This is a genomic window from Akkermansia muciniphila, from assembly GCF_030848305.1.
Taxonomy (GTDB): Bacteria; Verrucomicrobiota; Verrucomicrobiia; order Verrucomicrobiales; family Akkermansiaceae; genus Akkermansia; species Akkermansia muciniphila_A.
Genome location: NZ_CP114598.1, coordinates 1473474 through 1486802, shown reverse-complemented (window position 1 = coordinate 1486802; position 13329 = coordinate 1473474). Strand labels below are relative to the sequence as shown.

Here is a 13329-nt window from a genome sequence, read left to right as displayed (position 1 = left end):
AACGGACATGCACCATTACAGCATTTTTGAGCTTTTCAGCATCGGCATAGGTCCCTCATCCTCCCATACCGTAGGGCCCATGCGGGCGGCGCACCGCTTTCTGGAACAAATACGCCACTCCCCGCGTTTGGCGGAAATCTCAGGCATCCGCTGCGAATGCTACGGCTCCCTGGCTGCTACCGGACATGGGCACGGCACGGATACGGCCATCATGCTGGGGCTGCTGGGAGAGGAACCCCATACGGTGGAGCCGCGCAGCATTCCCGGTAAAATCGCCCGCCTGCACCAGCAGGAAACGTTATCCGTCACGGAAGAAAAAACCGTCCGTTTCTCTCCTTCCCGCGACCTAGATCTTTCCCACTACCAGCCCCTGCGCCTGCATCCGAACGGGATGCAGTTCACTGCCGTCAACCGGGACGGAGAACCGGTTGAAGATGCGGTATTTTATTCCACGGGGGGCGGGTTCGTCTCTTCCGAACAGGAACTTCTGCATCCGGAGGAAAAGGAACGGGAAACCTTTCCTTTTCCTTATGAATCCGCGGATGAACTGCTGCACATGGCTGATGAGCGCGGATGCCCTCTTTCCTCCATTGTCATGGCGAACGAATGCGCCATGCTCCCGGAACGGGAAGTCCGTGAACAACTGGATCTGATCTGGACGACGATGAAGCAGTCCATCTCCAACGGCATGAGCGCGCGCGGCAATCTGCCGGGCGTTCTGCAGGTTCCGCGCCGGGCCAAAACTTTGCGCAAAAATCTTCTGGTGCACGGAGAATCGGCCTTGAAAGATCCTCTCTCCATTATGGACTGGATCAATCTGTACGCCATTGCCGTAAGTGAGGAAAACGCGGCTGGCGGCCGCATCGTCACCGCGCCGACCAATGGAGCGGCGGGAATTGTTCCGGCCGTTCTTAATTACGCCACCAAATTCTGTGTTTCACCGTACCCGGATGCCGTGCATCGTTTCCTGCTCACCGCCGGGGGGATCGCCATCCTGTACAAGAAAAACGCCTCCATTTCCGGCGCGGACGTAGGCTGCCAGGGAGAAGTGGGCGTAGCCTGTTCCATGGCTGCCGCCGCGCTTGCGGAGTACCTGGGGGGAACTCCCCACCAGGTGGAAAACGCCGCGGAAATAGGCATGGAACACAATCTGGGGCTCACCTGCGATCCTATTGCGGGCCTCGTCCAGATACCCTGCATCGAACGCAACGCCATTGCCGCCATCAAGGCCATCAACGCCGCCCGCATGGCCCTGGGCGGAACGGGCGCCCATTTTGTCCCGCTGGACAAAGTCATCCGCACCATGCTGGATACCGGAAGGGACATGCAATCCAAATACAAGGAGACCGCCCAGGGCGGCTTGGCCGTCAACGTGGTGAATTGCTGAGAAGGCAAGAACATCCTCCCTTGGTTTTCCAAGCGCGTCTGTTCCCGTAAAAAACGCTCCGCCGGATTGACAGATACGGGGAGCAAAGGTAGGGTGCGGTCATGCTTTCACGCCTCTTTCTCGCTCTGGCCCTGTTGCTGGGCGGCACGGGACTGTCCCGGGCCGTTCACGTCGTCATGTGCGGCGGCCCCGCGCTCAGGCAATGGGAAGGACTGAGAATACAGCCTGACAGGCATGACAACTGGTGGGCCAACTTTGTCAGGGCCTCCACCATTCGCATCGCCCAGATCCAGCAGCAAGACCCTGCCGCCAGAATCACCTGGATTGTTTACCGCCCCGGTTACGCAACCCGGGGGAAGGAAGACGGCAAACCTTACACCCGCTGGATTGCGGACCTGGCTTCCAAGTACAAAATCAAGCTCGTCTGGGCGGACAGCGCCGACCAGGCCATCCGGGCGCTGAATGCCTCCCCGCGCTTCCGCGGCGACAAGGTGGAATCCTTTTACTACTTCGGCCATTCCAACTGCTATGCGTGGATGCTGGATTACGGCAACAATATCATGGCCGTTTCCACGGAATGGATCCATGAGACGGACCTGAACAGGATACGGCGGGATATTTTCACGCCGCAGTCCGATTGCTGGAGCTTCGGCTGCTATACGGGGGCCAGCATGTCCCGCTGGTGGAAGCGCATCATAGGCGTCCCCCTCTGGGGCAACACGGAATCCACCCGCTACGGCCCCGTCTCTGACGGCAGGCTGCCGGAAGGCGCGGGAAAATGGGTTAAATAGCAGTCTTGCACCGCCCTTTTCCTTCAAAAACCGCTTCCCGATTAATTCTCTTCAGGTTTACGGCGTTGCGTTGCGGCGTTGAAATGCCCCATAGCAACTACAAGTCACATAAAGGGGGACGCTACTGTAGAAAGGATATTTTCTACAATACCTTGCATTGTCTGGCCAGAAGATATCAACAGCGGAGATTTAGCGTCAACTTCGCGCCCCTTAACATCGTTTTCCAGACGGAAAATGGCAAATCAGCCAACTGGCCGACCACGCCTCCAGCCTGAGTCAAACAGATATGAACTTGTCCTTGGACTTGAGCGCTGAAATAAAAAACACGATCTTTCCCGTTTTTCAACAACTGTCCGAGGTGTAAAATCTCGGGCAGTTTTTTCATTTTTAAGCCTGAAGGCTTGCAATCGTATTGCCATATGACCGGGCTGCCGTATAATGAGGGCGGACGGAAAACATCCGTCATTCTCTGACAACAATCATGAACCAAGCACCCCATGTTGCCATCGTCGGCGCCACCGGAGCGGTGGGCGTTGAAATCCTGTCCTGCCTGGAAACACGCAATTTTCCCGTAGGTTCCCTGAAGCTTCTGGCCTCCGCCCGGTCCGCCGGAAAACAGGTTGCTTTCCGCGGGAAAATGCTGACTGTGGAAGAATTGACGGAAAAATCCTTTGATGGGGTGGACATCGCCCTGTTCAGCGCAGGCGGAGGCATTTCCCTGAAATTCGCTCCTGTCGCGGCTGCTGCGGGCTGCGTGGTCATTGATAATTCCTCCGCCTTCCGGCAGGAGCCGGACGTGCCCCTGGTGGTGCCGGAAATCAACCCGGAAGCGGCTTTCAACCACCCCCGCAATATCATCGCCAACCCGAACTGCACCACCATCATCACGTTGATGGCCCTCTTCCCTCTGCATCAGCGTTTCGGGTTGAAAACCGTCATTGCCTCCAGTTACCAGGCGGTTTCCGGCAGCGGCCAGCACGGCATCGCGGAACTGGAAGCCCAGGTTCGCGCCGTCGTGGACGGCCACCCTGTAGTGAAAAATGTTTATCCTCACCAGATAGCCTTCAACCTTCTTCCCCAGATCGACTCCTTTGCGGAAAACGGCTATACCAAGGAAGAGCTTAAAATGCTCAATGAAGGCCGTAAAATTCTCTCCCTGCCCGAACTCAAGGTAACATGCACCTGCGTACGCGTGCCCGTTTACCGTTCCCATTCCATCGCCGTTACCGCCCAGTTTGAAAAACCCGTGGACGTGGAAACGGCCCGCAGCGCCTATAAAGGCAAACCCGGAGTCGCCCTGATGGACAACCCTGCGGAGGGCGTGTGGCCTACCCCGCTGGACAGCACCAACGGAGACACCTGCTACGTGGGGCGCATGCGCATGGACATGGCGATCGACAATGCCCTGACCCTCTGGGTCGTGGGCGACCAGGTCCGGAAAGGAGCCGCCCTCAACGCCGTACAAATCGCGGAATTGCTGGTCAACCGCTGAACCGCTTCCTCCCCCGCACCTATCCCATAACGCCATGTGTGAACAATCTCTGAACGACTACATCACGGAACAATGCGCCCTGATTGACGCGGCGCTGGACAGGCTGTTGCCCGCAGAGGACGAAAGTCCCGAAACCATCCATAAAGCCATGCGCTACAGCATATTTGCGGGTGGGAAAAGAATGCGCCCCGTCCTTTGCCTGGCGGCGGCGGAGGCCTGCGGAGGCCTGGCGGTGGACGCCCTGGTTCCCGCCTGCGCCGTGGAAATGATGCATACGTACTCCCTCATCCATGACGACCTGCCAGCCATGGACAACGATGATTTGCGCCGCGGGAAGCCCACCAGCCACAAGGCTTTCGGAGAAGGCGTCGCCATTCTGGCGGGAGACGCTCTGCTGACGGAAGCTTTTGCCGTAATCGCCCAGGTGGACGACACGGAACGCTATACCGTCAGGGACTACGTAAGGGAACTGGCAGCCACCGGCGGCAGCACCATGCTCATTGGAGGCCAGATTCTGGATTTGGAGGGAGAGCGCAAGCAGCTCTCCGAGCCGGAAGTGCGCACCGTGTACGAAGGGAAGACGGCCGCCCTGCTGACCACGGCCCTTCGCTTCGGCGGCATGTCCGCAAACGCCACGGAAGCCCAGTTGGAAGCTCTGACGGACTTCGGTTACAACCTGGGACTGGCTTTCCAGGTGATTGACGACATTCTGGATCTGACGGCGTCCACGGAAAAACTCGGCAAGACCGCCGGCAAGGACGTCAATTCCCGGAAATCCACCTGTCCGTCCCTGATCGGCCTGGATGGCGCCCGTTCCGAAGCCAAATGCCGCACCCAAGCGGCTCTGGATGCCCTGATGATCTTCCCGGAAGAACGCCGCGCCCGCCTGGTGGAACTGGCCAATTATCTTCTTAACCGCGAATATTAAGCCGCTTCTTCTTTCATGTCCTCAGAAACCGTATCCGACAACGTAGAAACCCTGATCAATCTGGCGCTGGCCGAAGACTTCGGCTCCGGCGACGTGACTTCCACCTATTTCGTCCCGGAACATCTGACAGCCAGGGCTATTTTGACTCCCCGGAAAAAAGGCGTTCTTTCCGGCGTCAATGTCGCGGCGGAAGTTTTCCGCAAGGTGGATCCCTCCCTGAAGGTGGAAGTTTACCTGCACGACGGGGAAGCCGTGGCGCCCGGCGCCGTGGTGATGCTCATTGAAGGCTCCGCCCGCTCCATCCTGGGGGCGGAACGCACCGCCCTTAACTTCATCCAGCGTCTTTCCGGAGTAGCTACGCTCACCAGACAATACGTGAAAGCCGTTTCCCACACCAGCGCCCGCATTCTGGATACCCGCAAAACCACCCCCGGTTACCGTCTGCTGGAAAAAGCGGCCGTCGTTCATGGCGGAGGCACCAACCACCGCATGGGCCTTTATGACCGCGCCATGGTGAAAGACAACCACCTGATGACGGACGGGAATACGGGACACCTTCAGGAATGCATCAACAGGCTGCGGAAGGAAAAGCCCGGCGTGGAAATCCAGCTGGAAGCGGACACCCTGGAACAGGTGGCTACCTTCCTTAAACTGGAAGGCGTGGACCATATCCTTCTGGACAATATGACGCCGGAAATGCTGAAACAGGCCGTCGCCATGCGCGGAGAACGCACCACCCCCCTGATGGAGGCCAGCGGAGGCGTTCATCTGGACACGGTAGCCGCCATTGCGGAATCCGGCGTAGATTTTGTCTCCGTAGGCTATGTGACCCACTCCGCCCCCTCCCTGGATCTGGGGCTGGATTTCAGCGTAGAATAACCCCTCATCATTCCCTACGTCATGGACCTGTCTAATTTCAGAGAAGAATACCTCAAAGGCCAGCTGCACAGAAAAGATCTGGCGGAAAATCCCTTTGAACAATTTCAAACCTGGTTTGAACAGGCCCTGAAAGCGGATATTCCGGAACCCAACGCTTTTTCCCTGGCCACGGCGGATGCGCAGGGCAGACCGTCCCTGCGCACCGTGCTGCTCAAATATTTTGACAGGACGGGCTTTGTTTTCTTCACCAACTACGGCAGCCACAAGGCCCGTGACATTGAAGAAAATCCGCAGGTCTGCATGATGCTTCCCTGGGTCATGCTGGAACGCCAGATCATCATTTACGGAAAAGCCGTTAAAGTTTCCCGCGCGGAATCCCTGAAATATTTCCTCACCCGCCCCAAGGAATCCCAGCTTGGAGCGTGGGTTTCACACCAGAGCTCCGTCATCTCCGGGAGAAAACTGTTGGAAATGAAGCTGATGGAGCTGAAAAACAAATTCTCCAAGGGGGAAATTCCCCTGCCCTCCTTCTGGGGCGGCTACCGAATCATCCCGGACACCTTTGAATTCTGGCAGGGCGGCCCCGGCCGCGTGCATGACCGTTTCATGTACAAACTTCAGGAAAACGGTTCCTGGACCATTGAACGCCTTCAGCCATGATCTCCCGGCGCACAACAACCCAGGGCCTTTCTTTCCTGGACGTGGCAACACCGCTCTGCACGGCATCCCTGTGCCTTCAGGGAGCGCACCTCACCTCATGGAAGCCGGAAGGGCATGAGGAATGCCTCTTTCTTTCTCCCAATGCAGCCTTTGCCCCCGGCAAAGCCATCCGCGGAGGAATTCCCGTCTGCTGGCCCTGGTTCGGCCCCCGGAAAGGCGCGCCGTCCCACGGCATAGCGCGCATTTCGGAATGGCGCCTCCACCACCAGGAAATGGACAAGCGCGGCAATGTCCTGCTTTCCCTCGCTTTCTATCCGGAAGAGGAATCCTATCCCGCCGCCATCCTGCGCCTTACACTGGGCAGCACGCTGACCATGAAACTGGAAACCACGGCGCGCACGCAGCCCTGCAAACTCACGGAAGCCTTCCACAACTATTTTGCCGTCGGCAACCTGACCAAATGCCGCGTTCACGGGCTGGAAGACATCCCGTTCCGGGAAGAAGCCGCCCAGCCCATGAAACACGGAGAACGCCCGCTGGCGCCGTTGGGGTGTCTGGACCGCGTTTACGACATCCCTTCCTATTCGGGAAAAACAATACTGGAAGACCTTATGTTGAACCGTGCCATCACGGTGGAGCGGAACCATGCCTCTTCCGTCATCGTCTGGAATCCCGGACAACAGGGCGCCGGCAACATGGCGGACCTGGGCGCGGAATCCTGGAATAAATTCCTGTGCATTGAAACGGGGAATGCGGCGCCCCGTTCCATTTCCCTTGCTCCCGGGCAGACCCATACCCTTTATCAGAAAATTTCCGTAAAGCATATGGAGGAAGCTTGTTCCCCTTGTTAAAACGGCAGGCAGCATTACCTCTCCAGTAACATTCCGGGGCACCCCCTTGTTGACCTTCCTGAAAAGCCCTTACAGTTGAATTTCAGTATCCCCTTTCTTCACTGAATAATTACTGTCATTAATGATTAAAGAGTAAGAGGCATTCGACCTGACCGATACCGTGCCTTTCCCATCAAAAACAATATCGGTTGCAATGCCGCCAAATCTCAAATTTTTGATCCCATGACGGCCCTTGTTTTTTTTCAACCTCCACCGCACTTCTTTTCTGGCTGCGGACACTTCCTTGAATCCCAGCACATTTTCAATAAACAGGGAAATCGGCCCTAGGGCTGACCAGCCGCAAAATTCCGGTCTTACACGGCGTCCGTGTTCCGTGGAAGGAGCATTTCCGCTTGGGCTATAGCACTCCCAGATGGTATGCGGCTCTATGTTCCTGTAAGCGGCAAGCTGCTGGCTGATAACCTTCTCGGCAATAGCGTCGGCTTCTTCATGATAGCCATACTTTTCAATAGCCTTAATGGTCATATACGTCGTCGGCAGCCAAATCCCCCCTCTCCAATAATCCCCGGTCTGATGATGATAATCCTTATCTGAACGGGCCAGGGAAGGAGTCGGATAACTGCCTCCGAATTCTTCGGGATTCATCAAATGCCTGACCATGCTTTGAGCCTGTTCCCTGGAGGCGACCTGAGCCAGAAGGGGCCAGTAGGATGCAATGGTTTTAACGCGGCAGGGCTGTTTGTCCGAGATGGTTACATCGTAGTAAAATCCCTCCTTCTTATCCCAGTAAAGATGGTTAATCTTGTTCTTAAGCGCTTCATATTCAATATTCCATTTCTTAGCTTCGTCCGCATTGCCCAGAGCCTGCTCCATATCGGCAATGCAGCGGGCGCTGAGCGCCTGCTGGGAAATGGCATCCACCCATAAAACGTTACGATAGCCGCCGGCGTCACGCCCGCGGGGAGTATTATCCATTCCGCTCGCTCCCCCCGTCCAGGTAAATCCGTCAGCGCCGATGGAATTCAAGTGGATGTTCTGAGGAGAACACGCAAACCGTTCCCCTGATTTGGCCTGGGCAAACCAGTTGAAGTGCTTTTGCAGATATTGCTTCTTATTCAAGAGATCATCCAGGCGGTTCTTATCACCGGTGAAGTCAAAATATTCTTTCTCCACCCACGCAAATAACGGGGGATTGTCCACCAAATGGACCTTAAGCGGAGTAACGGCTTTTTCGTGAACAGGCTTGTAAAGGTTATCCAAACTCTCAACTCCGGGAAATGACCTGGGCGCATATTTGGCGAAAAGCACCATGAAACAGGTATCCCATATCCATATTTGATCTTCATAGCAATTCTCATCCATATAAGGGGACGCGGGAAGGCCTTCCGGCCCTTTTCTGACGCGGCCTGCCGCAATTTCCCATGTCTTATGATAAAGATCCACCATTTCCCGGTTTGGATGCACCGGAAGGGGAATCTCTTTTTTCCAATCCCGGTTAATGCAGGAATCCGGATGGGTTGTCGCGGAAAATCCCTGCAACGGGGCTGACAGCAGGAGAACCGAACCTGTGATTGCCGATAGTTTAGTGTTCATCATTATTTTTTGTTTACTGAATTAAAGGTTATTTTTTCAGAAGTTCCCGGAATGCAATATCAGCCATGATCACCTGCCCATTGGCATCGGGATGAACGCCATCGGGAAAAAGTTCCGGTTTATTCTGAAAAGGGGTAAAGAAGTCGATGGTTTTACATTGGTTATCCCTCGCGACCTGCTTCACAAGAGGGACGATCTTAGTTTCCACCGTTTCCTTGTCAATTTGGCTGGGAGACTGCCATGAGGGAAGAGGTATTGCGCAATAGATTTGAATGCCGGGCATGTTTTCCCTCAGTTTGGCGATGATGTCGGAATAATTCTGCTTAAACTCGGACAGGAATTTCCTGTTCTGCGGTTTGGCGTCATTGGTGCCTAAAGCGATAATGGCAATCTGCGCATGAGAATTGAGCGCGTTCCGGTACTCGCCTGTTTTGATATACGGAAGGTCCCCCCTGGTTAAAAGGGTACGCCCGTTTATCCCACAATTCAGCACATCCACTTCCTTCTGTTTGAATTCCTTCTTCAGCTTTTGCTCCAGAAGATGGCTCCAGCGTAAAACGTCCTTATTGGCTCCGGCCACTCCCGCCCCGAACGTATTGCTGTCTCCCAGGCACGCAATGCGCAAGGGGACAGGCTGTCCGGTAACGGAAAGAACAAAGTCTACAATATGGGCAGGGTTGTCAAAACCGTGCGGATGGTGGCCGCCGGGACGGCGGACAACTTTTACGGGGCCTCCCAGCCTGGCGTAACGCTTGGCGAAAATATCCGTATTCTCTTCAATAGGGACTACATCATCTTCCGTCCGGGAAATGAACAACAAAGGAATTCCGGCTTTAGCCATGCCGCGCATATTGTCCACGGGATTACCTTGATAGGACAAAGCCTGCTGTTCATTAAAGCCATAAGCGCGCAGGCATTTGTTCCAGTCATCCGGCGAACCTTTGCCCTTGCCTCTGCCCGCCGGCCAGCTTTTGAAATCACAGACGGGGGCATCCACATAAACTCCAGCCACGCACAAAGGATTCTTTTCCGCCCAGTTCAGCGCATAAAGGCCTCCACGGCTCAGTCCGATCAATACCGGTTTTCCGGAAAATTGGCGTTCATCCACCAGGTACTTGTAAAATTGATCCATAACCCCCATGGCCTTGGGAGAACCGTAAAGGTCTTCCATGCTGATAAATACCGCCGCGTAACCGCGTTTCACCAATTCAAGATCCGCGACAGGCTTATAATCGAAAAATTGCGGGCGCCATATCCACAACTGTTCTTTTCCTGGGGCAGCAGGCTTGTCGGGAAAGACGATGAATGCCCTGCGGCCTCCTATGGTAAACTCCTCCCGCAGAAAACCGTTCCAGGAGGAAACCGTTTTAGGGAATTGGCGCCTGGCCATCTCCCGATCATACCCCGGAATCTCCGGGCGTGCATGTTTTGTTTTGACCAGCCATGCGTTTCGGGCTTCTTCATGTTTTTTCATCGTCTCCGGCGTCGGGCGGTTCTCTTTTTTCGCGACTTCCGCATCAAGGCCGAGCTCCGGAACCAACCCGGCAATAACCTCCCGGGCAATCATGTGGTGCCCTTCCGGGCCGGGGTGCACGCCGTCACCGGAATACCTGAACCCGGGATTTCCGGACTTCTCACTGGCAATGAGCTTCCGAAGTCCGGGACGGATATCAATGACCTTCCAGCCATTTTTTCTTTTAGAAACCAGCCATTCCGCGTACTTGCCCAATACGGCGTCGTACTCAGCCTGTTCAGCGGAATCTCCCCGGAACAATGGAGGAGTAATGAAGACAACCTCCGCTTTTACCGCGTCGGCAGCCTCTTTAAGGCGGATATTCCCTTCCTGGTACGCTTGAAAACGCGCCTTGTCAAATGCCTGCATAAGGCCGTCATTCATCCCGTAGCATGCCAGAATCAGTTGTGGGCGGTACATCTTGAGAACCCGGTCAAGGCGCTCATGCAGGCACGGGCGGGGGAATCTGCCGCCCGCATGGCCATACTCGCTCAACCCGGCTACCGTCTCGCTGGGAACGGCAAAGTTGACAATCTCGCAGCCCGCAAACTTTTTATCGGCTTTCAAGGCGTTTTCCACCTCATTCGCCCATGGGCCCGCATAAGCAATACTGTCACCCAGAATGGCAATCCGGCTCTTATTCAAAGGTTGGGCATGAAGCAGCATACCCCCTCCCGAAAAACACAGCAGGACCGACAATAAACAATTTAGCATTAACAATAAACGCATTTCACAATAATATGGTTGTACTTATTACTACTGAAAACGAAATAGATTTCTTTCAAGATACGGGAAAATGCCGATCGGCAAGTTCCTGTACCGTTTCATGAAACAAAAAACCCGGCATTTCACCAATTCCGGCCCTGCCCACTTCCCGACAATCACGGACTATTCCTTCCTTTACAGCGTCCCCCCCTTCCCCAATTTCCCCATTGCCGCCGGAGACCCATAAAAACCGGAAAACCGTTTACGCTTCCTCCCGAAAACGGATGGAGGCGGAAGAAGTCCTTGTCCTGAAGAAATAGGGCAGGATTCGGCTTGCCAAAAAGTCTCTTTTAAGGTTTGGTATGTTCCGAGCCTTTTGGCGCGTTCCCTATCAAGATGCATACAAACCCACCTTCCGATGTTGGCAACGCCGCAACCTTTATTGCGGAAATTTACGGTCAGGATGTCTTCAACATGGAGACCATGCGCAATTACCTGCCCCGGCCCGTTTACAAAAAACTGCTGGCTACCATCCGCAAGGACGAAAAACTGGACCCCGACATCGCCAATGAAGTGGCTCAGGCCATGATGACGTGGGCTCTGGAAAAGGGAGCCAGCCACTACACGCACTGGTTCCAGCCTCTCAATGGAAGCACGGCGGAAAAGCACGACTCTTTTGTGGACGTGGACCCGGAAGGAAATCTGGAACTCAAATTTTCCGGCAAGAGCCTGGTTCAGGGCGAACCGGACGCCTCCAGCTTCCCTTCCGGCGGTCTCCGCGCCACCTTTGAAGCACGCGGCTATACCGCATGGGACCCCACCAGCCCCGCCTTCATCAAACGGACGGAAAACGGCGCCACGCTCTGCATCCCTACCGCCTTCTGCTCTTACAAGGGACAGGCGCTGGACAAAAAAACGCCGCTCCTGAGATCCATGACTGCCGTCACCCGGCAGGCCAAGCGGCTGCTTTCCTGCTTCGGCGGTCCGGACAACATTCACGTCAGCGCCGACCTGGGGGCGGAACAGGAATACTTCCTGGTGGACAAACAGCTTTATGCCCTGCGCCCGGACCTGATGATGTGCGGACGCACCCTTTTCGGCAATGTGCCCCCCAAGCACCAGCAGATGGAAGACCACTACTTCGGCTCCATCAAGGACCGCGTGCTGGAATTCATGGTGGACGTGGACGAAGCCCTCTGGAAACTCGGCATCCCCGCCAAAACGCGCCACAATGAAGTCGCTCCTGGCCAGTTTGAAATCGCGCCCATTTTTGAAAGCCAGAACCTGGCCGTGGATCACAATATGCTGGTCATGGAGGTGCTCCGGAAAACCGCCAACAAGCATGATATGGTCTGCCTGCTGCATGAAAAGCCCTTCTCCGGCATGAACGGCTCCGGCAAGCACAACAACTGGTCCCTCTCCGCCCCCGGTTACGGGAGCCTGCTCAATCCCGGTTCCAGCCCGCAGGAAAACGCCATCTTCCTCACCCTGCTCTGCGCAACCATCAAGGCCGTGGACGAACATGCGGATCTGCTGCGCGCCTCCGTCGCCAAATCCGGCAATGAACACCGCCTGGGCGCTCATGAAGCGCCTCCGGCCATCATTTCCATCTTCCTGGGAGATTTGCTGGATGACATCATTGAGCAAATTGAGAAAGGAAGCGCTAAAAAAGCGCGCACTCAAAAGACCATCAACATCGGCGTGGACACCCTGCCCATGTTCCCCCTGGACGCCTCCGACCGGAACCGCACCAGCCCCTTCGCCTTCACGGGCAACAAATTCGAATTCCGCGCCGTAGGTTCCTCCCAAACCTGTGCATGGCCCATGACGGTGCTCAACACCATTGTAGCGGAAAGCCTGGATGAAATCTGCACCATCCTGGAACCCGTCAAGGACAAGCCCGAGGAATTCCACGCCACCCTCAACAAGCTTCTTCAAAACATCATCAAGAAGCATAAGCGCATTCTATTCAGCGGAGACGGCTACGGAGAAGCCTGGGTCGAGGAAGCGGAACGCCGCAATCTCCCCAACATCCCCGGCACCATTGAAGCTCTGGCCGCTCTGGAAACGCCCAAGGCCAGGGCGCTTTTTGAAAAATATAAAGTGGTCAGCCCCGTAGAACTCCACGCCCGCCATGAAATCCAGACGGAAATATTCCACAAGGAAATCAACATTGAAGCGGAAACGGCCCTCCTGATGGTGGAAACCCTTTACATCCCCGCCGTAACGGAACAGCTCACGCAGCTTACCAACGCCATTGCCCAGATGAAGGCATCCGGCATCAAGGCGGGAATAAAAGCCACTACGGACCGCGCCAACCAAATCGGCACGCTGCTGGACCTTCTCCCCGACCAGGTGCGGGAACTGCGCCGCGCCGTGGATGAAGCCGATACCAAGGCCATCCAGACGGGCATGGACAATTTGAGAAGCACCATTGATATGCTGGAAGGCTTGACGGACGCAAACCTTTGGCCCGTTCCCACATATGCGGAACTGCTCTTCCTGTAAAGCAAGCGGTCTTTTCTGAAAT

At 55.5% G+C, this 13329-nt stretch carries 12 protein-coding genes; 9 read left to right on the top strand and 3 right to left on the bottom strand.

Translation table 11 applies throughout. From position 1 onward, the window contains the following. Positions 1–7: 7 nt before the first annotated feature. A complete protein-coding gene (locus O4G22_RS06470; RefSeq protein ID WP_094135582.1) occupies positions 8–1387 on the top strand; it encodes an L-serine ammonia-lyase in 1380 nt (459 codons plus the stop codon). Between the two features lie 101 nt (positions 1388–1488). Continuing rightward, entirely contained in the window at positions 1489–2178 is a 690-nt protein-coding gene (locus tag O4G22_RS06465) for a hypothetical protein (RefSeq protein ID WP_094135563.1), read from the top strand. A gap of 175 nt (positions 2179–2353) precedes the next feature. Here O4G22_RS06465 and O4G22_RS06460 read toward each other — a convergent pair whose 3' ends face one another. Further along, positions 2354–2644, bottom strand: a complete 291-nt coding sequence (locus O4G22_RS06460) for a hypothetical protein (protein ID WP_143245523.1) — start codon at positions 2642–2644, stop codon at positions 2354–2356. A 15-nt stretch (positions 2645–2659) separates the two neighbouring features. Between O4G22_RS06460 and O4G22_RS06455 the strand changes: the two genes are divergently transcribed. From O4G22_RS06455 to O4G22_RS06435, 5 genes are read left to right on the top strand one after another with little or no spacing between them, the layout of a single operon-like run. Continuing rightward, entirely contained in the window at positions 2660–3670 is a 1011-nt protein-coding gene (locus O4G22_RS06455) for an aspartate-semialdehyde dehydrogenase (RefSeq protein WP_094135561.1), read from the top strand. A 34-nt stretch (positions 3671–3704) separates the two neighbouring features. Further along, on the top strand, positions 3705–4598 hold the full coding sequence (locus O4G22_RS06450; protein ID WP_094135560.1) for a polyprenyl synthetase family protein: 894 nt from the start codon (positions 3705–3707) through the stop codon (positions 4596–4598). Positions 4599–4613: 15 nt separating this feature from the next. Beyond that, a complete protein-coding gene (gene nadC / locus O4G22_RS06445; RefSeq protein WP_094135559.1) occupies positions 4614–5477 on the top strand; it encodes a carboxylating nicotinate-nucleotide diphosphorylase in 864 nt (287 codons plus the stop codon). Positions 5478–5498: 21 nt separating this feature from the next. Beyond that, positions 5499–6137: a pyridoxamine 5'-phosphate oxidase gene (pdxH, locus tag O4G22_RS06440; RefSeq protein ID WP_012420302.1), complete on the top strand. Its 639-nt coding sequence runs from the start codon at positions 5499–5501 to the stop codon at positions 6135–6137. Further along, positions 6134–6988: a D-hexose-6-phosphate mutarotase gene (locus O4G22_RS06435; protein ID WP_297405396.1), complete on the top strand. Its 855-nt coding sequence runs from the start codon at positions 6134–6136 to the stop codon at positions 6986–6988. Before pdxH ends, O4G22_RS06435 begins: the two co-directional genes overlap by 4 nt. 69 nt (positions 6989–7057) lie before the next feature. On the opposite strand, the gene O4G22_RS06430 is transcribed toward O4G22_RS06435, so the two are convergent. Then, positions 7058–8584: an amylo-alpha-1,6-glucosidase gene (locus O4G22_RS06430; protein ID WP_297405395.1), complete on the bottom strand. Its 1527-nt coding sequence runs from the start codon at positions 8582–8584 to the stop codon at positions 7058–7060. A gap of 25 nt (positions 8585–8609) precedes the next feature. Beyond that, positions 8610–10739, bottom strand: a complete 2130-nt coding sequence (locus O4G22_RS06425) for a GDSL-type esterase/lipase family protein (protein ID WP_290492203.1) — start codon at positions 10737–10739, stop codon at positions 8610–8612. 181 nt (positions 10740–10920) lie between these two features. Between O4G22_RS06425 and O4G22_RS06420 the strand changes: the two genes are divergently transcribed. Both O4G22_RS06420 and O4G22_RS06415 read left to right on the top strand, forming a co-directional pair. Then, entirely contained in the window at positions 10921–11046 is a 126-nt protein-coding gene (locus tag O4G22_RS06420) for a hypothetical protein (protein WP_290489611.1), read from the top strand. Between the two features lie 149 nt (positions 11047–11195). Further along, complete coding sequence (locus tag O4G22_RS06415) at positions 11196–13307, top strand: glutamine synthetase III (RefSeq protein ID WP_290489610.1); 2112 nt, start codon at positions 11196–11198, stop codon at positions 13305–13307. Positions 13308–13329 lie beyond the last annotated feature (22 nt).